Source organism: Pseudomonas sp. PMCC200344 (assembly GCF_030053095.1).
Lineage (GTDB): Bacteria > Pseudomonadota > Gammaproteobacteria > Pseudomonadales > Pseudomonadaceae > Aquipseudomonas > Aquipseudomonas svalbardensis.
Map to the genome: position 1 here is coordinate 5,082,851 of NZ_CP125618.1, position 20,394 is coordinate 5,103,244.

The window sequence follows — 20,394 nt, forward strand, 5'->3', positions numbered from 1 at the left end:
TGTCTGATCTACCGCTTTCGCGAGCAGGCTCGCTCCCACATTGATTGCACCCAGCCAGATGTTCAGCGGCGTTTGTTGCCTCCGAGCAGCGAGCCCATCAAGCCGCGTACCAACTGTCGGCCCAATTGATTGGCCGCCTGGCGCATCGCTGATTTCAGTGCCTGCCCCGCCGCGGTGCCGAGGAATTCCCCGGCCTTGTCGGTGAAGCTTGGCTCTTCGACTGCCGTTTTTCCCGGAACAGCGTCAGGCTCTGGCGCCAACCCTTTGCGCCCCATCAACACTTCATAAGCCGATTCGCGATCAACGGGTTTGTCATACCGCCCCTTGAATGGCGACCCCGAGATCAGCACTGTGCGTTCAGTATCGCTCAGTGGCCCGATCCGCGATTGCGGCGGTGCCACCAACACCCGCTGGACCATCTCCGGCGTGCCCTTGTCCTGCAACGTACCGACCAGCGCCTCGCCAATCCCAAGCTCGGTCAGCACCGACAAGGCATCGAACGCCGGGTTCGGCCGGAAGCCTTCGGCCACCGCTCGCAGGGATTTCTGTTCCTTGGCGGTGAACGCGCGCAAGCCATGCTGAATGCGCAAACCGAGCTGAGCCAGCACGTCATCCGGCAAGTCGCCCGGCGATTGGGTAACGAAATACACGCCAACGCCTTTTGAGCGTATCAGCCGCACCACTTGCTCAAGACGATCCTGCAAAGCCTTTGGCGTACCGGCGAACAATAAATGCGCTTCGTCGAAAAAAAGCGCCAGCAGCGGTTTGTCCGAATCGCCGCGCTCCGGCAATTGCTCGAACAGTTCGGCCAGCAGCCACAACAGGAACGTTGCGTAGACCTTCGGCGCTTCGTGAACCAGACGGCTGGCATCGAGCAAATGAATGCGCCCGCGGCCCTCGGCGGTCGGCTGCAGAATATCTTCGAGTTGCAGCGCCGGCTCACCGAACAGCGCTTCGGCGCCCTGCTGTTCCAGGGTCGCCAGACGCCGCAACAGCGCCTGACTGGAGCCGGTGGTCAGCAGCGCGGCGTCGTCACCCAGTAATTCGGGGTTGTCACGCAAGTGATTGAGCAGCGCCTTCAGATCCTTGAGGTCCAGCAGCAACAGCCCTTCACGGTCCGCCACCTTGAACGCGGCGTACAGCGCTGACTGTTGACTGTCAGTCAGCTCCAGCAGGCTGCCAATCAATAACGGCCCCATTTCGCTCAAGGTTGTGCGCAACGGATGACCGGACTGACCGTGAATGTCCCACAGGGTCACCGGATACGCTTGAGGCGTGTGATTCAGCCAGGGCATCCCGGCGATCCGCTCGGCGACTTTGCCTTGAGGGTTGCCGGCGGCGCCCAGACCACACAGGTCACCCTTGATATCGGCGGCGAACACCGCCACGCCGGCATCGCTGAATGCTTCGGCCATCCGTTGCAAGGTGACGGTTTTGCCCGTCCCGGTAGCGCCCGCGACCAAACCATGACGGTTCGCCAGACGCATGGCCTGGGCAATGGGCTGCCCGGCGAGGTCGGCACCGATAACGAGTTGCAATGAGTCAGGCATTTTGTCCCCCATGGTTAATCTTTGATCCTTCACGGCCGATAGAAATAAGCGAGAGACCCAATTGAAAGCAAGGTCCGACATTCCCCTATGGAGAGCAGGAATTACCGACTCGCTCCATTGCGCACTCATTTTGCGCGCATTAACAGCAACGCGCCCCGAACAATAAGACCTTAGCGGACACCCCGAGCCATGAATAAAAATCTGCGCTTCAGCCATAAAATCCTGCTTGCCGCCGCCCTCATCGTCATTGCCGCCTTCGCCTCGTTCACGCTGTACAACGATTATTTGCAGCGCAACGCCATTCGCGAAGACCTGGATAACTACCTCAATGAGATGGGAGACGTCACCGCCAACAACATCCAGACCTGGCTTGCCGGTCGTATCCTGCTGATCGACAACCTCGCCCAGAACATCGCCATCAACCCCGAACAGGCCACCGTCTCCAGCCTGCTTGAGCAGAAAGCCCTGACGTCGACCTTCATGGCGTCCTACCTGGGCGACGCCACCGGCCACTTCACCATCCGCCCGGATGCGAAGATGCCCGATGGCTTCGACCCACGGGTTCGCCCTTGGTACAAAGGCGCCGAAAGCAGCAGCACCGCCACCCTCACCGAACCCTACATCGACGCAGCCACCGGCCAGACCATCATCTCGATCGCCACCGCCTCGAAAAAGGCCGGGCAAAGCGTGGGTGTGGTGGGCGGCGACTTGAGCCTGCAAACCCTGATCGACACCCTCAGCGCCCGCGACTTCAACGGCATGGGCTATGCGTTTCTGGTCAGCGCCGACGGCAAAATCCTGGTCCACCCGGACAAAGCGCTGGTGATGAAGTCCCTGAGCGAGGCGTACCCGAAAAATACCCCGCGCCTGAGCAGCGACTTCAGTGAAGTGGAAGTCGACGGCAAAACCCGCATCGTCACCTTCACCCCGATCAAAGGCCTGCCATCGGTCAACTGGTACATCGGTCTGTCGGTGGACAAAGACAAAGCCTTCTCGATGCTCACCGAATTCCGCGCCTCGGCGGTCGTTGCGACGATCATTGCCGTGGCCATCATCATCGCTCTGCTGGGCATGCTGATCCGCATCCTGATCCAGCCGCTGCACGTCATGACCCGCGCCATGGCGGACATCGCCGACGGCGAAGGCGACCTGACCAAACGCCTGACCATCCAGAACAACGATGAATTCGGTGTCCTCGGTACCGCGTTCAACCGCTTCGTGGAACGCATTCACGGTTCGATCCGCGAAGTGTCGTCGGCCACCGGGCAAGTCAACGAAGTGGCTCTGCGTGTCGTGGCCGCCTCGAACTCGTCGATGTTCAACTCCGACCAACAGGCTTCGCGCACCAGCAGCGTGGCCGCGGCGATCAACCAGCTCGGCGCCGCCGCTCAGGAAATCGCCCGTAACGCAGCGCAAGCATCGAGTCAGGCCAGCGATGCCCGCAGCCTGGCCGAAGATGGTCAGCAAGTGGTGGATCGCAGCATTGCCGCGATGAATCAACTGTCGAGCATGCTCAGCGCCTCGAGCACCAACATTGAATCGCTGAACAGCAAAACCGTGAACATCGGGCAGATTCTCGAAGTGATCACCAGCATCTCCCAGCAAACCAACTTGCTGGCGCTCAACGCGGCCATCGAAGCGGCGCGCGCCGGTGAAGCCGGACGTGGTTTTGCCGTGGTGGCCGATGAAGTGCGCAACCTGGCGCACCGCACTCAGGAATCGGCGCAACAAGTGCAGACCATGATCGAGGAGCTGCAAATCGGCGCTCGCGAATCCGTCAGCACCATGAGCGAGAGCCAGCGCCACAGTCAGGACAGCGTCGAAATCGCCAACCTGGCCGGTGAGCGTTTGAACAGCGTGACGTTGCGTATTGGCGAGATTGACGGGATGAATCAGTCGGTGGCGACGGCGACCGAGGAACAGACGGCGGTGGTGGAGTCGATCAACGTCGACATTACCGAGATCAACACACTGAATCAGGAAGGGGTGGAAAACCTGCAGTCGACGTTGCGGGCGTGTTCGGATCTTGAGCAGCAGGCGGCGCGGTTGAAACAGTTGGTAGGCAGTTTCCGGATCTGAGGGTTCGATGGTGGATAGGCGTTGAAGCGCAGAACCACCCCTCACCCCAGCCCTCTCCCCAGCGGGGAGAGGGGAAAGGGAGCCGATCGCAAGCTTTTCAAAACCTGAGTTCGACTTGGACTTTCAGGTCTGTCGATGTAGCTCCAAGAACAACTCGGTCAGTCCCCTCGCCCCCTGGGGAGAGGGTTAGGGTGAGGGGGCGCGACACCCCACCACAAAACCCCAACCGAACATCTATCCTTCATAAAGGTCAACCTAGGGAGCCCAACGGACCGGAGGGATGTTCATCGTGCATATCGCTGACATAACCATGTTCTACGCCCCTGCCAGCGGTGGCGTGCGCACTTATCTGGATGCAAAGCACCGTCGCCTGAGCATCAAGCCGGGCATTCGCCACAGTCTGCTGATTCCTGGGGCTTACTTGAGTGAACAGGATGGCGTTTACACGGTTCCGGCCCCCGCCCTGCCCTTCGGCAAAGGTTATCGTTTCCCCCTCCGTCTCGCGCCTTGGCGCAATGTTCTGCAGGATTTACAGCCCGATCTGATCGAAGTCGGCGACCCCTACCTCACCGCATGGGCGGCCCTCGACGCCCGGCGGCAACTCGATGTCCCGGTGATCGGCTTTTACCATTCGGACCTGCCGCTGCTGGTCAGCAATCGCATGGGCAACTGGGTCACCACCAACGTCGAAGCCTATGTCAGCAAGCTCTATGGCAACTTCGATCGGGTTCTGGCACCCAGCCAGGTCATGGCCGACAAACTGATCGGGCTCGGGGTGAAGAACGTTTTCGTGCAACCGCTGGGCGTCGACTTGCAAACCTTCAATCCCACGGCACGAGACACGGGCCTGCGGGCCGAACTGGGCATAGATGAAAACACTCATTTGCTGATCTTCGCCGGGCGCGGCTCCAAGGAAAAAAACCTGCCGGTGCTGCTCGACTGCATGAAACGCCTTGGCCCACGCTATCACCTCCTGCTGGTAGGTTCGTCGATGCCGGCCGCAGTGCCCGACAACGTTACCGTGATCGGTGAGTTCTGTCCGGCGGCACACGTGGCGCGATTGATGGCCAGCGCCGATGCGCTGCTGCACGCCGGTGATCAGGAAACCTTTGGCCTGGTGGTTCTTGAAGCCATGGCCAGTGGCATTCCGGTGGTGGCCGTGGCGGCCGGGGCCTTTCAGGAAATCATCACCGAGCAATGCGGCCTGCTCTGCCCGCCGAATAATCCATTGGCGATGGCCGACGCCGTTCGCGAACTGTTCAGCTCGGGCAGCGTCGTGTTGGGCAAACAGGCCCGCAGCCATGTCGAGCGGCATTACTCTTGGGACACGGTGGTCAACAGCCTGCTGGGGCATTATCGCGCCGTACTTGGCAGCCACTTGCCGCTGACCGCCAGTGGTTGAGCCCATGAACCCGCCCAGTCTGATACTCGTCCTGCACGACGTCGCACCGCAAACCTGGGCCGATTACCAACCCTTTATCGAAGCCGTCGACGCCCTGGGCGAGGTGCCGATGACCTGGTTGGTGGTGCCCAATTTCCACAAGCACAACGATCTGGAGGAGCATCCGGGATTTCGACGTTTGCTCACCCGTCGTATCGCCCGAGGTGACGAACTGGCATTGCACGGTTACTTTCATTGCGATGAAGAGCCCACTCCCACTACTCCACGAGACTGGTTCATGCGCCGGATTTACACCCACGAAGGCGAGTTTTACAGCCTGTCTCAAGAAGCCGCTCTTGCCCGCCTGCGCGCCGGCATCGAAGTGTTCCACCGTTATCACTGGCCGCTGGAGGGCTTCGTTTCTCCGGCCTGGTTGATGAGCGAAGGGACGCGCCAGGCCTTGCGTCAGTTACCCCTGAGTTACACCAGCGATCCGCAGCATCTGTATCGTCTACCGGACTTTACCGCCGTTGATGCGCCAGGCCTGGTCTGGAGTGCGCGCAGTGCCTGGCGCCGAGGGCTGTCGAAGCTCGTCAACGATCAACGCGAACAACGCTGGCAGCAAGCACCGGTGATTCGTCTTGGCTTGCACCCGGTGGATATGCGCCATGGGTTCTCGCGCACTTACTGGCTGCAAACCCTCAAGCGCTTGCTCGACGAGGGACGTGTGCCGATGACCAAGGCACGCTGGCTGGCGCTGCAAAGCGACCGTATGGGTCGCGCCGCATGAGTCGCGGGATACTGCTGCTCGTCGCGCTGCTCGCTGCGGTGCTGATTCCGTCGCTGTTGGGTGGTAACGAAACCTGGTATCGGCTGCGAAGCTTTCCACTGCAATGGCTGCTGATCATGTTCGGCATGATCCTGCTGTGCTGGGTGCTGAACACGATGCGCTTGCGCCTGTTGCTCGGGGATCAGCGCGACAAGGTGGGCCCGCTCAGAAGCCTCGGGGTAGTGATGGCCGCCGAGTTCGCTTATTGCGCTACCCCCGGCGGCAGCGGCGGCCCACTGACGATCATGGCGTTGTTGGCGCGCAATGGCGTGCGTCCAGCCAGGGGCAGCGCCGTGTTTGCCATGGATCAGCTGAGCGATTTGCTGTTTTTTCTCTGCGCGCTGAGCGGGATCCTGATTTACGCGTTGTTCCAGCACCTCAGCCAACGCATGGAATGGCTGCTGACCGTCAGCGCCATTTCGATGTTCGGCGGGTTGTTCAGTTGCGTGGTGGTCGCCCGCTACCATCGAATGCTGATTCGTCTGAGCGGTCGATTGCTCGCCCGCCTGAATGTCAAAGCCACCACGCGCGTACGCTGGGCGCGAAAACTCCTGCACTTTCTGGCGGCGTTCACGGACACACTGAAGCTGCCCTTTCAGACGCTCATCACGGTGTTTGCCCTGACGTGCCTGCATTGGATCTTGCGCTATAGCGTGCTGTATCTGGCGTTGCGTGGGCTCGGGGCGGATTTGCAGTGGGCCTGGAGCTTTCTGATCCAGATGCTTTCGCTAAGTGCGGGGCAGTTCAGCCTGTTGCCGGGCGGTGCCGGGGCGGCGGAGTTGACGTCGGCGGCGCTGCTGGCGCCGATGGTGGGGAAATCCACCGCCGCGGCGGCGATTCTGATCTGGCGGGCGGTGACCTATTACTTTTATCTGGTCGTCGGCGGGCCGGTATTTTTGCTGATGCTTGGGCGGCCGCTGCTGAAGAAGTTGATGAAGTTCAAACAGGCTTAGTTTTATCGTCGGGCTCTTTCTGCAACTGTTCCCACAACTCGGCAGCACCGGGAAACTCCGTGCCGTCTTCGCGGCTCATGTCATCCGGGTCGTAACGACTCAGACACCCTTCGCCCAACGTGGCAGGAGCCTTGGATGTCGCTTTGTCGAGTGGATCGGCCATGGTCATGTCCTCAGTGCAGAAACGGCGAAGGGCCTGAAGCGATTGAACGCCCAGGCCCTTCGAATTTCAATTGTGTTGTATGGCTATCAGAACACGACGGTTTTGTTGCCGTGCACCAGCACCCGATCTTCCAGGTGATAACGCAGACCACGGGCCAGCACCATCTTTTCGACGTCCCGACCGAAACGCACCATGTCGTCGATGCTGTCACTGTGGCTGACGCGAACGACGTCCTGTTCGATGATCGGACCGGCATCCAGCTCTTCGGTCACGTAGTGGCAAGTAGCGCCGATCAACTTCACGCCACGCATCGATGCCTGGTGATACGGCTTGGCACCGACGAACGACGGCAGGAAGCTGTGGTGAATGTTGATGACCTTGTGAGCATATTCACGGCACAACTCGGGCGGCAGGATTTGCATGTAGCGGGCAAGTACGACCACTTCGGCATCGTGCTGTTTGACCAGGCGCGAGACTTCGGCGAATGCCGGCTCTTTATCCTGCGGATTGACCGGTACGTGGTAATACGGAATCCCGTGCCACTCGACCATGCTGCGCAAGTCGTCATGGTTGGAAATCACGCAGGAAATTTCGCAATCCAACTCATCACTGTGCCAGCGGTGCAACAAGTCGGCGAGGCAGTGAGACTCGCGACTGGCCATCAGTACCACGCGCTTTTTCTGCTCGGTATCGGTGATGCGCCAGTTCATCGCGAACTCTTCGGCAATCGGTGCAAACGCTTCGCGAAAGGCATCGATACCGAAGGGCAGCGAATCGGCACGAATTTCGTGACGCATGAAGAACCAGCCACTGAGATTGTCCGAGTGATGGCTCGCTTCAGTGATCCAGCCGTTATGTGACGCCAGAAAGTTACTGACTTTAGCAACGATGCCGACGCGGTCCGGGCAAGCAATCACCAGCCGAAAAGTGCGCATGAGGGTCAAACTCCAGAACTTCGCAAAGGCGGCCATTCTAGCGATTGCGCAGCAAAACTGCAGTATTGATGACGTTTTACCCGACACAAAGGTAAGCGGCACAGGTTCTGGCAGCAGCTGCAACCCGCGCGATGGTGTTCCTGTTGCCAATCTTCAAGTGCCCAATTGTGAATATTCGTGAAGACTGCATCACACTATTTAACTACACCGGCAATTTATGCCCTATTCACCGTAACTAATTTAAATAAAACTCCGGTTAAATGTTTACTTGGTGAAACACCCTGACTATTATTGCCGCACTGTCACCTGCCATCCAGCGCCCCAACATAAGGTAGTCCTCATGTCCTTGATCAACGAATATCGCGCCACCGAAGAAGCTATCAAAGAGCTGCAAGCCCGTTTGAAGAACCTGTCCCAAGACGACAAACTGCAAACCGAGCTGGAATTCGAAGGCAAACTGCGCACCCTGATGGGCGAGTACTCCAAGTCTCTGCGTGACATCATTGCGCTATTGGATCCAGAGTCCAAAACCAAAGCACCACGCGGCGGCGCAGTAAAAACTACTGGTACCAAGCGTGCTCGCAAAGTTAAACAATACAAAAACCCGCACAACGGTGAAGTCATCGAAACCAAAGGTGGCAACCACAAAACTCTGAAAGAGTGGAAAGCCAAGTGGGGCGGTGACGTGGTTGAAGGCTGGGCTACCCTGCTGGGTTAAGCCGCAGCGCTTGTCGCGAACTCATCCGCGACAAAAAAGAACGCCAGCATCTGCTGGCGTTTTTTTATGCCCGGAATTCAACCCCGGACATTTTCGATTTCAAAGATTCAAACGTTTGCGTAATCCTTCGACATAATTCTGCCATTCATTCAGCACCTCTCGCTGAAACGATGTAGCCGCAATACTCCATTGGGCTGCGGCGTCTACAAAAGTTTCCAGCGTATTTGGCGCCCCCCACTCGGGGGCTGACAAACGTTGCTGACAGAATATTCGCCAGCGTTCTTGCTCTTCGAAACTCAACGTATCGGGGAAGTTGCGTGCGCGATATCGAAACAATAATTCCGGCAAGCGTTCATCATCGAAAGGCCATTGTTGTTGCGCTAATTGAGCAGGATCGGCAGACCTGACTTGCTCACATAGGCGCCGATCCCGATCACCGATAAAACCATCGTATAACTGTTGCTCAGGGTCTTGGCTCGGGGTGAAATCTTCGCTGGCGTAAATCGCCTGAACTTTATCTCGCCAAACTGTTTGTGCGTCACTTAGCCGCAGCGCGCGCTCTTGGTAGAGCGACATATCCAGCCCCAAACGTTGCTGATCTTCAGAGCGAAGTACCGACAACGGCGCCACCACCGGGCATTTATTGATGTGGATAAGTTTGAGCGGCACCGGCAACTCGCCCTCGGCCAAGTCATCGCGGCGGGTATACAGCCGTTGGCGCAAGGTGTCGGCATCAAGATCGAGCAAGCCCTGAGGATCCAGGTGCAGGTCACAGACAATCAAGGCGTTCTTGTTTCGCGGGTGCCAGGCCAAAGGCAGCACCACACCGACATAATTGCGCGCCGCTGAAAAGCGCCCCGAGATGTGCACCATCGGCTGCAACAGACGAATCTGATCCATCACCTTTTGTTTACCGCGCAACTGAAACAACCAGTCATACAACTTCGGCTGCTTTTCCCGGATCAGACGCGCCAGGGCGATAGTGGCGCGAACGTCCGAAAGCGCTTCGTGAGCATTTCCGTGATCAATGCCATTGGCGGCGGTCAGGCGTTCGAGTTTGAGCGTTATCCGCCCCTCGTCGTCTGTCGGCCAAACGATGCCGTCAGGGCGCAAGGCATAGGCTGCACGCACCACATCGATCAGGTCCCAGCGGCTATTACCGCCCTGCCACTCGCGCGCATAAGGGTCGAAAAAGTTTCGGTAAAGACTGTGACGGGTCATCTCGTCATCGAAACGCAACGTGTTGTACCCCGCCCCGCACGTTCCGGGCGCAGCGAGTTGGGCATGCACCCGGGTCATGAAATCGGCTTCGCTCAAGCCTTGCTCGGCCAGTCGGCCGGGGGTGATACCCGTGATCGCACAGGCCGCCGGATGGGGCAGGATGTCTTCACTGGGCTGGCAGTAAAGGTTGACCGGCTCGTCTATTTCATTGAGATCGAAGTCAGTGCGAATCCCCGCCATTTGCAGCGGGCGGTCGCAACGGGGGTTGATGCCAGTGGTTTCATAGTCGTACCAGAAGATAGAGGTCACGGGCTATTCCTGAACTGAAGATCGGCGAAGTCTAGGCGTTCACATCCCGCTCCGGCCAGTAATCTCGTCATTCAATCACCTCCGGCCTCTTACCGTGCAATACATAGTTATGTCGTTTTCCCCCTAGAGGCTGCTAGCATCGGCCGGACATCGAATCGCGAACAGGCCACATCAAGGTTGCCCATGCTCGAGACCACAGCACTGCCAAGGAAAGCGACGCTGTCCCCGCCACTGGATACGCGGTATCAAGTCGAAACGCCGGAAGGCATCGACTTGCCACTGCGCCCGGCCGGGTTGATGGTTCGTGCGCTGGCGTTCTCCATCGATCTCGGACTGCGCGGGTTGATCGTCGGCCTGCTGTTCATTGTCCTGGCGTTCCTCGGAAAACTCGGTGCAGGGCTCGGCTCGATTCTATTGTTCGTGGTGAGCTGGTGGTACATGGTGCTGTTCGAAGTGCTCAATCAGGGTCGTTCGCCAGGCAAGCAATGGATGGGCCTGCGGGTGGTGCAGGACGATGGCACGCCGATCGGCTGGTCTGCTTCGCTGCTGCGCAACCTGCTGCGATTTGTCGACATGCTGCCGTTCGGCTATTTCCTCGGGGCCATCAGTTGCCTGCAACATCCCACCTTCAAGCGCCTTGGCGATCTGGCCGCCGGCACGCTGGTGATCTACCGCGAACAACCGCTCGCTCGACCACAACTGCCCGCCGTCCAGCCCCGGCGTCCGGCCTTTACGCTGACACTGACCGAACAACGCGCCATCCTCGGGTTTGCCGAGCGCCAGGGTGAACTCTCTGAAGCACGGGTCAAAGAGCTGGCGGCCATACTCGCGCAACCGTTGCAGGTGTCGGCGCCAGGGGCCGTGGACGAACTCAATGGCATCGCCCGCGGCTTGTTGGGCCCCACATGAAGCAAAGCCTTTTCGAAAGTCGCCACAAGGCCGAATGGGAGCAATTTGCTCTCGTGCTTGAACAGCTGGAGCAAGGCAAGGAAGCAGAACGAGTCGCCGGTTTCCCCAGCGATTATCGTCGTCTCTGCCAGCATCTGGCGCTGGCCCAGGAACGTGGTTACAGCAGCTTTCTAATCGACTCGTTACAGCAACAAGTCTTGCGTGGGCATCAACAGCTCTATCGGCATCGCAGTCGACTGGGTGCCAACGTGCTGGGCTTCATCCTGGCTGACTTCCCGCGACTGGTGCGCGAACAGTGGCGCTTCGTGCTCGCCGCCAGCCTGATGTTTTTTGGCAGCCTGATCGGCATCGCACTGCTGGTGTACCTGTTCCCCGACCTGGTCTACAACCTGATCCCGGCCGAGCAGGTCAGCGAGATGCAAGGCATGTACGACCCCGAGGCCGGTCACCTGGGGCGTTCGGCGGAACGGGCGGCCAGTGAAGACTGGGTGATGTTCGGTTACTACATCATGCACAACATCGGCATCGCCTTTCAGGCCTTCGCCAGCGGTTTGTTGTTTGGCTTGGGCAGCGCGTATTTCCTGTTCTTCAACGGTTTGATGATCGGCGCGGTGGCCGGGCACCTGACGCACATTGGCTACGGGCAAACCTTCTGGTCATTCGTGGTTGGCCACGGCGCCTTCGAACTGAGTGCTATCGCCCTGGCCGGTGCCGCCGGCCTGCAATTGGGTTGGGCATTGATCGCGCCGGGACGCCTGCCCCGCTCCGAAGCCCTGCGGTTGGCGGCGCGCAAAAGCGTATTGCTGATTTGCGGGGTCATGCTGTTTCTGCTGATTGCGGCGTTTATCGAAGCTTACTGGTCGTCCACGATCGGGGTCGCGCCAATGACCAAATACCTGGTCGGCGCAGCGCTCTGGTTGTTGGTGGCGGTTTATCTGCTGTTTGCCGGACGGACCCGCCATGCGCCTGAGTGACGCCACGGTTGTCATCCGCCCGCGCACCACCTGGGAAGCCATGGACCTGGGCATCCTGCTGAGCCAGCGACACCGACGCCTGCTGATGACCAGTTGGGCCATCGTGACCTTGCCGGTTTTCGCGCTGCTCAGTTGGGTGCTGTGGGATTCGCCCTCCCTCGCCGTGTTCATTTTCTGGTGGCTGAAACCGGCGTTCGACCGCCTGCCGCTGTACATACTGTCCAAAGCCATGTTTGGCGAAACGCCCACCCTGAAACAGGCGCTGTACCAATGGCCGCAGCTGCTCAAACCGCAACTGCTGGCGAGTCTGACCTGGCGACGACTGAGCCTGAGTCGCAGTTTCCTGATGCCGGTGGTGCAACTCGAAGGGCTGAGTGGGCAGCCACGACAACAGCGCTTGCAGGTGCTGTTGCAGCGCAACGCCGGTGCCGCACGGTGGCTGACCATCATCGGCGTACATCTGGAAACCGCGCTTTGGATCGGCCTGATGGTGCTGTTCTACATGTTCTTGCCGCAACAGGTCGAACTCGACTGGAGCTGGCAGACCTTGATCACCGCCGCCTCACAGGACTGGCGATGGCTGGAACACCTGACCAACGCCTTTTACGCACTGGTGCTCATTGTCTGGGAACCGGTTTATGTCGCCTGCGGCTTCAGCCTCTATCTGAATCGGCGCACGGTGCTGGAGGCCTGGGATATCGAGCTGGTGTTCCGCCGCATGCGCCAACGCTTGACCAGCGCCGCCGTCACCCTGCTGCTGGCGGCGTTTCTGTTGATGCCGACAGCACAAACCGTGTGGGCCGCCGAGCCAGTCATTTCACCCGACAGCCCACGCCTGCTGGACCAGCCACTGACCAGTCAGGCATCCCGGGACAGCATCAAGGCGATCCTCGATCAGCCTCCGTTCAAGAACAAGGAAACGGTCACGCGCTATCGGTTTGGCGAGGACCAACCCGCCGTCGATAAGGCGGACGATGACAACGCCACCGAATGGCTGGAGGCGCTGCTCAAGCTTCTGGACAACCAACACTTCGGCGCAGCGGCCACGCTGATTGAAGTCGTGTTGTGGGGTGTCGTGATCGGTGCCATTGGTTTATTGATCTGGCATTACCGTGACTGGTTGCAAGCCTTCGTCAGCCGTCGACCGGCCTTGAACAGCAAGGTCGCGCGGCCGTTACCGCAACAGGCTTTCGGCCTGGACCTCAACCGCGAAACCCTGCCTGCCGACATCGCCGCCAGCGCCGAACGCCTCTGGCAAACCCACCCTCGCGAAGCCCTCGGATTGCTCTATCGCGGTCTGCTCAGCCACTTGCTGCACGACTTCAACATGGCGCTGAAACCCGCCGACACCGAAGGCCAGGTCCTGGAGCGCATCGAACACCTGCAACAACCTGCCTTGCTGGCCTTCAGTAAAAACCTGACCGGGCACTGGCAGAACATGGCCTACGGGCATCGCCTGCCTCCCGCGCATGTGCAACAGGAACTCTGTGACGGCTGGCGAGCCTTGTTCGGCCCGGGAGCGTTGCGTTGAACCGGCAACGCTGGCTGGCGGTCGGCGTGTTCATTGCCGTGCTATTGATCGCGCTGAGTGTTTATCTGTACGTCAAGGCAACGCCCTATCAGACAGACATCGATCACGGCCCCTCACCCGAAGCCCAGGCCAATCCTTACCTCGCTGCCGAGCATTTCCTGCGCCAACAGAACCTGACCGTCAGCCACGCCAATAGCCTCGACATCCTGCCCACCCTGGAGCCGCTTCAGCACAGTCTGTTGTTGCTCGGGGACCGGTACAACATGACCCCGCGCCAGATCGATCAGCTATTGAACTGGACCCGGGCCGGCGGGCGTCTTTTGTTTGTTGCCCAGTCGCTGTGGGATGAAAAGACCGGCCAAAGCAATGATCTGCTGCTCGACCGGGTGCAGTTGCACCAGTCGCTGAGCAAAGACCTCAAGGACCCGCCGCCCGCTATCGACGACGATCCTTACCCCAAGCTGACCAAGCTGTATCTGGAAGACGAAAACGCGCCGGCCTACGCTGGTTTTGATACCGCATTCCATCTCGAAGACCCGAAAAACCTCGCCCAGGCCTGGGCCAACAGCGGCAAGGCCACGCACATGATGCAGCTCAATCACGGGCTCGGTTCGATCACCGTGGTCACCGACGCCGACCTGTGGAAAACCCCGGCCATCGACCAATACGACAACGCCTGGCTGCTCTGGTACCTGACCGCGGACACGAACGTGACCCTGCTGTTCAATACCGATCACGACAGTCTTCTGACCTTGCTCCTGCGCTATTTCCCCCAAGCATTGGTCGCCCTTTTTGCCCTGATCGGTCTTGGCTTCTGGCACGTCGGCGTGCGCCAGGGTCCGCTGCTGGAACCGGCCCCAAGGGCGCGCCGCCAACTTCAGGAACACCTGCGCGCCAGCGCCGATTTCATGTTGCGCCGAAACGGTCAACAGCACTTGGTGCAAGCCTTGCAGCACGACATCTTGCGTCGTGTGCGGCGCCGTCATCCCGGTTTCGAACAACTCGGCGTTGCCGAACAATGGCTGGTGCTCGCACGCCTGACCGGGCAACCCACACGCGCAATCAGCCAGGCCATGAGCCCGCGACCGAAGCAGCGGCAGTCCAGCGCTGAATTCAGCCGTCAGGTCGCCCACCTGCAAACCTTGAGGAACGCCTTATGAGTGAACAGATCGAGCCCGGCACACTGAGCCACGCTGCGCAGCAACGCCAACGCGCCAGCCAACTGGCCCAAGCGGTACGGACCGAATTACAGAAAGCCGTGATCGGCCAGAACACCGTGATCGACGACGTCCTCACCGCGTTGATTGCCGGCGGCCACGTACTGCTCGAAGGCGTGCCGGGGCTGGGCAAGACGTTGCTGGTGCGCGCCCTCGCCCGCTGCTTCGGCGGTGAGTTCGCACGTATCCAGTTCACCCCGGACCTGATGCCCAGCGACGTCACCGGGCACGCGGTGTACGACATGCAGACCGAGCAATTCAAACTGCGCAAAGGTCCGTTGTTCACCAACCTTTTGCTCGCCGACGAGATAAACCGCGCCCCGGCGAAAACCCAGGCCGCGCTGCTCGAAGCCATGCAGGAACGGCAAGTCACCCTCGAAGGCCGCGCCCTGCCCATCGTGCAACCGTTCATGGTGCTCGCCACGCAAAACCCTATCGAACAGGAAGGCACTTATCCACTGCCGGAAGCCGAGCTCGACCGCTTCATGCTCAAGGTGCGCATGGATTACCCCGATGCCGAGCAGGAATTGAACATGGTGCGCCAGGTCAGCCGCTCGACCCGGGCCGACATGCTCGACGTGCAACCGCTGCGCACGGTGTTGCAAGCCAAGGACGTGCTGGCCTTGCAGCGCATTGCCAGCGATCTGCCGCTGGACGATCAGGTCCTCGATTACGCCGTGCGCCTGGCCCGCACCACCCGCAACTGGCCGGGCCTGATCCTCGGCGCCGGGCCTCGGGCCTCCATTGCCCTGGTGCGTTGCGCTCGAGCGCGAGCCTTGTTGCGTGGTGGCGAGTTCGTGATTCCGGATGACATCAAAGGCTGCGCCCTCGCGGTGTTGCGTCATCGTGTGCGGATTGCGCCGGAGCTGGACATCGAAGGGCTGGACGTCGATCAAGTGCTCAAGCAACTGCTCGATCAAGTGCCGGCGCCACGCCTGTGAAACCCTCGCGCCTGTTACTGATCTGGCTCGCCTTATTGCTGGCCATCGGTATCGTGCTGGGCGCGTTGCAGGCATTGGAGTTCGCGGTTCCTTCGAGCCTTTTGTCGATCAACTGGGGATTGCTGCTGGCGCTGCTGGCCTTGGCGATACTCGACGGCTTCCGTCTCAAACGACTGCCCTCGCCCCGCGTACAACGGCAGATGCCCGGCAGCCTTGCACTCGGTCGATGGGGTGAAGTGCGACTGGAAGTCGAGCATGACTTTGATCAACCACTAAACATCCAGATCTTCGACCACGTGCCGGAAGGCCTGAGCTTCGAAAACCTGCCACTGTCGATCGAGCTGCAACCCGGTCAGCACAGCCTGATCGGCTACCGCCTGCGCCCGCTCAAACGCGGTCATTTCACCTTTGAACACTGCGAATTCAGCCTGCCGAGCCCATTGGGTCTATGGTCCGACAAACGCCTGCTCAACGTGGCCGACAACACCCGCGTTTACCCGGACTTCGCCCGTCTCTACGGCGGCCAACTGCTGGCCGTCGACAACTGGCTCAGCCAACTTGGCGTGCGCCAACGCCAGCGTCGCGGGTTGGGTATGGAGTTTCATCAGCTGCGTGAATTTCGCGAAGGCGACAGCTTGCGGCAGATCGACTGGAAAGCCACCGCCCGACAACGCACGCCGATTGCTCGCGAGTACCAGGACGAGCGCGATCAGCAGATCATTTTCATGCTCGACTGCGGCCGCCGTATGCGCAGCCAGGACGGTGAACTGGCGCATTTCGATCACGCACTGAATGCCTGCCTGTTGCTCAGCTACATCGCCCTGCGCCAAGGCGATGCGGTAGGCCTGAGTACGTTCGCCTGTGACCGACCGCATTACCTCGCCCCGGTCAAAGGCACCGATCAACTCAAGGTCCTGCTCAACACCGTCTACGACCTCAACAGCACCCAACGCCCCGCCGATTACCAGGCCGCCGCCAGCCAACTGCTGGCCCGGCAAAAACGCCGGGCGCTGGTGGTGCTGGTGACTAACCTGCGGGATGAAGACGATGAAGAACTGCTCACCGCCGTCAAACGCCTGAGAAAACAGCATCGGGTGCTAGTGGCGAGTCTGCGCGAAGACTTGCTCGACACGCTGCGGCACACGCCGGTACAAACCTTGTCGGAGGCGCTGGCTTATTGCGGGACGGTGGATTATTTGAATGAACGAGCCGAACTCCATGAGCGGTTGAGTGCTCATGGAGTGTCGGTGGTGGATGCTCGGCCCAGGGAGCTGGGTAGCCAAATTGTGACGCGCTATCTGGCCTGGAAAAAAGCGGGAGCATTCTAGGCTCTTTACTAAAAATGCCTGCGCGTGTGCATCTAAAACTCAACCCGCACTTTTGCCCTGTTTCATTACCGTCCCAGATACCTATATTGATAACTGGATTACCGGCGTACAACGCAAGGTTCAGGCAATTGTCATCAGCCTGAAGAATCGAGGGCATGGGTCGGGTTATATCGGATGCCTAATGAAAACGGCTGCGGTGGTGACAGTCCAAGCAGATTGGCAGCCTCGGCAAACCAACGAAAACTTCCGTCCTTTTTATCGCCACATTCAGCGCCCCATATCAGCCCTGCCATGCCCATCGACCGTTTTTCGCCCAGCGCCGGTCTCACGATTACGCTCAGGTCGTTCGGCAATGTCCCCGCCCAGCCCAACCTCACAGGGATACCCATGAGTGGATTGTCGGTCATTGTGGGGGCAATGCTGTACGAATAGCCGTTGGCGCGACGTGGAAACGCTGTTTTTTCCCCCAGTTTTTGGCCCGATTCGAGGTCTCGGTAAAAGACCACGCCCAGCCACGGGCTTGTCGGCAACGCGTCAACCTCCAGGGAAGCCGATGATAATTGCCCCGTGTAAGGGCTGTTTACCTCAGCCTTGACCTCAGCCTTGACCTCAGCCGGGCCTGTGGTCTTCGGTTGATAGGCATAGGATGACCAGCCGTCCCCCTGAGTGGGCACGATCAACGCTTGCGCATCTTCCTTTCCTTTCCAGCTCACGGGAACATTCGCCACGGGGGCTTTCGTGTAAAACGAGCCCACTTGAACCCACACCCTGGCACTTTCATTCCCTGTCAGCACGGGTCTGATCGTCGCCTCGCGCCGGCCGATGATTTCCAGCCGGTTGTGCCCCAGCGACATGGCCATCGATGTCGAGGACATAGCCAGTTGAGGCAGCAACGTCAACTGCAGTGAGAAGTCGCCTGCATGCTGGCTGTTACGGCAATCGAGCGACCATCGTGCCCCGCCCGATACGATCTCGACACCAGAGCCCACAGCAGGCTCGACGATCACGTTCAGTTGCTCAGCCGGTATGCCGTTCCAGTCGAGCACCATCGATAAACCGGACAGCGGCCCCAATGGATTGGGCAGGAATGAGAATGCATGCTTCGCCCCCAGGCACGGGTACGACGATACAGCGGAAAGCACCGGGGTTGTATCCAGCGAGACGCGGCCCTCATCGGCGAGATTTCTGGAGATCAATCGGCCAGACAGCTCCCAGTCCTGACTGATTACCCCGAGAGCGCTCAGCTTCAACTCGAACCTGCCGCTCTTCGTTGCACCCCCCGTGATTTTCCATTGCAGTCCGGCAGCGGTGAGCTTCTCTGGCACACCAATGGCTCGGTCAAACGTCAGCCCCAGGCCCGGATCACCATCCCGCCAGTCCAGCGTTACATCCTTGTCGAGCAACTGGCTGCCAGGCTTGGGCGTAAGTGTCAGGGTAACGGTCTCGCCTCGCCAGCAGACAAAACCGAGCGCTGCGGGTACGAGCGGGTTGCCGATCGTCCACTCAACCTCGGTCTTCCAGGGGTTCGTCGCCCAGGCCGTGAACGGGAATGTCTCTTCAAGCGTTTCGCCCTCCCCGCCGCGAACCTGGATTGTGGCGACAAGATCCTGAGGGCCAGCTGCAGTCGGCTGATAGGACAACTCCGTCCAGCCCCCTTTGCCGGTGAGCGTCGTGACAGAACCGCCAGGCGTCTGCCATTCGACTTCCACGTTCTCCACACCCACCCGGGTCTCAGGTTCCACAAGCTGCAACAGCACCTGCACGCGCTCAACTTGATCGATCACCGGGGAGCGATTGGCCTGGCGCGTATCACCGACAATGTACCGGTTGAGCCCCAGCGACATCCGATTGGATTTGGACGTGTCTTGCAACCGTTCTGCCGCCAACAGCAACTCAAACTCGCCGTCCTTCGTTGCATGGGTGCAATCGAGTGTCCAGACGACCTCCCCACTTTTCCAATCAACAGGCGTATTCAGTGACGGAGTCACGGTGATCCCGAGCGACTCGGCCGATTCACCTTTCCAGATCAACTTCAACGGATAGTCAGGCAGCTCGCTGCCCGGCGAAGCACTCACGCGGACGGTGAACATACCCCCACGGTGGGGATAGCCGGCCCTGGTACCCCAAAGCGATTGTGTTCCGCCCTCAAAAGTCACCTGTGCAGAGTCAAACGGATCAGCCGCCAGCACTTTGACTTCCAGCGTTTCATTCAACACGCCGGACGTGTAGTAAGGGCTATCGATCGCAATTTCGACCTTTTTCAGGCCGGCGACCGCAGGCGAGTAATCAACGCCGACAACACCGACGCTATCGGTATAGGTGACTTTCGACTCACCTTCCAGCATCCAGACAACCTGGCGTTCCATAAGGGGGAGGTCGGTGTAAAACGATTTCACCGTGCCTGTCAGACGGACCGACTGCTTATTGACGATCGGATCGAAATCACCGTTTTTGGGGTCTGCCAATGCGACGCGGTGATCGCCGATCGACAGTGTCAAAGGACAGGGTTCAGCATCCCACCTGCTGACAATCATCAGTTCAAGTACACGCACAGATGCAGTGCCCGAGATACTGAACAACCAAGGGTTTTCCAGCATCTGCAATGTATCCAGTTTGGGGGTCATGACCACATTTGGGTCAAGGTCCTCGTTTTCGTCAGCCATCAACAAGGCAACTTCGGAGCCTTGCCACGCCCCGCCATCCGCCTCCTGGAACGTCACCTTGATGCCCTCGGCTCCCCGGCACACATAAACGGTTCCATCGGCGTGCCTCTGCTCATCGACCTGCACATGAAGCAGCTTCAAAGGCTTTAGTACAATCCCGAAGTGCACACGGGTAAAGCTCATTCCGGCGGGCTCGTGTACGTCCGGAAAACCAAAAAGCACAGCAAGTGACTCGTTGCGGTCATTGGGCTGAAGGTCAACTACGTATTCGCGAAGCGCGGGATTGAAATCCAGAGGATCCTCTATCGGCAGGATCTCGTACGGCGGGTCGTCTGACGCCACCACGCTCCCGACCGGCAGTTCAATGTTATCTCCCCATTTACCGTCGCGGGCGATTCGGAAAAAGCCGTTTTTTAGCGAACTTTGATACAGAAAGCTCAATACATGTTTCACACCCTCGCCGCGCAGCGGCGGCAATGTGAACGCTTGTTCGAGAGTTGCCTGAACGACCAGGCGCGCGACGTAGATCCGTCCCCCGTCATAATCGGGTTCCTCCAGGCTGGCAGCGTGGTGGGGGGGGTCCCCCTTTTTCCACCCTTCAAACCAAACATCTTTGTCAAAACTGCCATTGACTATCAGGCTCTCGCCTTTCCTTACGGATTTCTTATTCATGATGATCAAGTCCTTGTGTTC

16 protein-coding genes are annotated in these 20,394 nt (G+C 59.4%); 11 read left to right on the plus strand and 5 right to left on the minus strand.

The features are described from left to right. Positions 1–62: 62 nt before the first annotated feature. Positions 63–1,550 carry a helicase HerA-like domain-containing protein gene (locus QFW87_RS23320; RefSeq protein ID WP_283181457.1) on the minus strand — a complete coding sequence of 496 codons (1,488 nt, stop codon included), beginning with the start codon at positions 1,548–1,550 and terminating at the stop codon, positions 63–65. Positions 1,551–1,739: 189 nt separating this feature from the next. Here QFW87_RS23320 and QFW87_RS23325 point away from each other — a divergent pair, with 189 nt between their 5' ends. The 4 genes from QFW87_RS23325 (at position 1,740) to QFW87_RS23340 (ending at position 6,792) form a co-directional block, all read left to right on the plus strand. Beyond that, on the plus strand, positions 1,740–3,629 hold the full coding sequence (locus QFW87_RS23325; protein WP_283188976.1) for a methyl-accepting chemotaxis protein: 1,890 nt from the start codon (positions 1,740–1,742) through the stop codon (positions 3,627–3,629). A 280-nt stretch (positions 3,630–3,909) separates the two neighbouring features. After that, a complete protein-coding gene (locus QFW87_RS23330; RefSeq protein WP_283188977.1) occupies positions 3,910–5,031 on the plus strand; it encodes a glycosyltransferase family 1 protein in 1,122 nt (373 codons plus the stop codon). After that, positions 5,024–5,800: a polysaccharide deacetylase family protein gene (locus QFW87_RS23335; RefSeq protein WP_283188978.1), complete on the plus strand. Its 777-nt coding sequence runs from the start codon at positions 5,024–5,026 to the stop codon at positions 5,798–5,800. The genes QFW87_RS23330 and QFW87_RS23335 overlap by 8 nt, the downstream gene beginning before the upstream one ends. After that, positions 5,797–6,792 (plus strand): lysylphosphatidylglycerol synthase transmembrane domain-containing protein, encoded by a 996-nt coding sequence (locus tag QFW87_RS23340; protein WP_283181461.1) that lies wholly within the window; start codon positions 5,797–5,799, stop codon positions 6,790–6,792. The genes QFW87_RS23335 and QFW87_RS23340 overlap by 4 nt, the downstream gene beginning before the upstream one ends. On the opposite strand, the gene QFW87_RS23345 is transcribed toward QFW87_RS23340, so the two are convergent. Together QFW87_RS23345 and purU are read right to left on the minus strand one after the other, a co-directional pair. After that, positions 6,779–6,955: a hypothetical protein gene (locus QFW87_RS23345; protein ID WP_283188979.1), complete on the minus strand. Its 177-nt coding sequence runs from the start codon at positions 6,953–6,955 to the stop codon at positions 6,779–6,781. The genes QFW87_RS23340 and QFW87_RS23345 overlap by 14 nt on opposite strands. 86 nt (positions 6,956–7,041) lie before the next feature. Then, positions 7,042–7,890 (minus strand): formyltetrahydrofolate deformylase, encoded by an 849-nt coding sequence (purU, locus tag QFW87_RS23350; protein WP_283188980.1) that lies wholly within the window; start codon positions 7,888–7,890, stop codon positions 7,042–7,044. A 340-nt stretch (positions 7,891–8,230) separates the two neighbouring features. Between purU and mvaT the strand changes: the two genes are divergently transcribed. Beyond that, positions 8,231–8,608, plus strand: coding sequence for a histone-like nucleoid-structuring protein MvaT (mvaT, locus tag QFW87_RS23355; RefSeq protein WP_007933316.1), 378 nt, complete (start codon positions 8,231–8,233; stop codon positions 8,606–8,608). A 99-nt stretch (positions 8,609–8,707) separates the two neighbouring features. Here the strand turns inward: mvaT and sbcB are convergent, their stop codons facing one another. Continuing rightward, complete coding sequence (sbcB, locus tag QFW87_RS23360; protein ID WP_283188981.1) at positions 8,708–10,138, minus strand: exodeoxyribonuclease I; 1,431 nt, start codon at positions 10,136–10,138, stop codon at positions 8,708–8,710. A gap of 183 nt (positions 10,139–10,321) precedes the next feature. On the opposite strand from sbcB, the gene QFW87_RS23365 reads away from it, so the two are divergent. The 6 genes from QFW87_RS23365 to QFW87_RS23390 are packed head-to-tail and all read left to right on the plus strand — an operon-like array spanning position 10,322 to position 17,038. Next, on the plus strand, positions 10,322–11,047 hold the full coding sequence (locus QFW87_RS23365) for an RDD family protein (RefSeq protein WP_283181465.1): 726 nt from the start codon (positions 10,322–10,324) through the stop codon (positions 11,045–11,047). Further along, positions 11,044–12,021 carry a stage II sporulation protein M gene (locus QFW87_RS23370; protein WP_283181466.1) on the plus strand — a complete coding sequence of 326 codons (978 nt, stop codon included), beginning with the start codon at positions 11,044–11,046 and terminating at the stop codon, positions 12,019–12,021. The genes QFW87_RS23365 and QFW87_RS23370 overlap by 4 nt, the downstream gene beginning before the upstream one ends. Further along, positions 12,008–13,552 (plus strand): DUF4129 domain-containing protein, encoded by a 1,545-nt coding sequence (locus QFW87_RS23375; RefSeq protein WP_283188982.1) that lies wholly within the window; start codon positions 12,008–12,010, stop codon positions 13,550–13,552. Before QFW87_RS23370 ends, QFW87_RS23375 begins: the two co-directional genes overlap by 14 nt. Beyond that, a complete protein-coding gene (locus QFW87_RS23380; protein WP_283181468.1) occupies positions 13,549–14,712 on the plus strand; it encodes a DUF4350 domain-containing protein in 1,164 nt (387 codons plus the stop codon). Before QFW87_RS23375 ends, QFW87_RS23380 begins: the two co-directional genes overlap by 4 nt. After that, entirely contained in the window at positions 14,709–15,710 is a 1,002-nt protein-coding gene (locus tag QFW87_RS23385) for a MoxR family ATPase (protein WP_283181469.1), read from the plus strand. The genes QFW87_RS23380 and QFW87_RS23385 overlap by 4 nt, the downstream gene beginning before the upstream one ends. Further along, entirely contained in the window at positions 15,707–17,038 is a 1,332-nt protein-coding gene (locus tag QFW87_RS23390; protein ID WP_283188983.1) for a DUF58 domain-containing protein, read from the plus strand. Before QFW87_RS23385 ends, QFW87_RS23390 begins: the two co-directional genes overlap by 4 nt. A 134-nt stretch (positions 17,039–17,172) precedes the next feature. Here QFW87_RS23390 and QFW87_RS23395 read toward each other — a convergent pair whose 3' ends face one another. After that, positions 17,173–20,373: a hypothetical protein gene (locus QFW87_RS23395; RefSeq protein ID WP_283188984.1), complete on the minus strand. Its 3,201-nt coding sequence runs from the start codon at positions 20,371–20,373 to the stop codon at positions 17,173–17,175. Positions 20,374–20,394 lie beyond the last annotated feature (21 nt).

What these genes read in the sequence shown, in the direction of transcription:
- QFW87_RS23320 (WP_283181457.1), bottom strand. Translation starts at nt 1,550, where the DNA reads ATGCCTGACTCATTGCAACTCGTTATCGGTGCCGACCTCGCCGGGCAG.
- QFW87_RS23325 (WP_283188976.1), top strand. Translation starts at nt 1,740, where the DNA reads ATGAATAAAAATCTGCGCTTCAGCCATAAAATCCTGCTTGCCGCCGCC.
- QFW87_RS23330 (WP_283188977.1), top strand. Translation starts at nt 3,910, where the DNA reads ATGTTCATCGTGCATATCGCTGACATAACCATGTTCTACGCCCCTGCC.
- QFW87_RS23340 (WP_283181461.1), top strand. Translation starts at nt 5,797, where the DNA reads ATGAGTCGCGGGATACTGCTGCTCGTCGCGCTGCTCGCTGCGGTGCTG.
- QFW87_RS23345 (WP_283188979.1), bottom strand. Translation starts at nt 6,955, where the DNA reads ATGGCCGATCCACTCGACAAAGCGACATCCAAGGCTCCTGCCACGTTG.
- purU (WP_283188980.1), bottom strand. Translation starts at nt 7,890, where the DNA reads ATGCGCACTTTTCGGCTGGTGATTGCTTGCCCGGACCGCGTCGGCATC.
- mvaT (WP_007933316.1), top strand. Translation starts at nt 8,231, where the DNA reads ATGTCCTTGATCAACGAATATCGCGCCACCGAAGAAGCTATCAAAGAG.
- QFW87_RS23365 (WP_283181465.1), top strand. Translation starts at nt 10,322, where the DNA reads ATGCTCGAGACCACAGCACTGCCAAGGAAAGCGACGCTGTCCCCGCCA.
- QFW87_RS23370 (WP_283181466.1), top strand. Translation starts at nt 11,044, where the DNA reads ATGAAGCAAAGCCTTTTCGAAAGTCGCCACAAGGCCGAATGGGAGCAA.
- QFW87_RS23375 (WP_283188982.1), top strand. Translation starts at nt 12,008, where the DNA reads ATGCGCCTGAGTGACGCCACGGTTGTCATCCGCCCGCGCACCACCTGG.
- QFW87_RS23385 (WP_283181469.1), top strand. Translation starts at nt 14,709, where the DNA reads ATGAGTGAACAGATCGAGCCCGGCACACTGAGCCACGCTGCGCAGCAA.
- QFW87_RS23395 (WP_283188984.1), bottom strand. Translation starts at nt 20,373, where the DNA reads ATGAATAAGAAATCCGTAAGGAAAGGCGAGAGCCTGATAGTCAATGGC.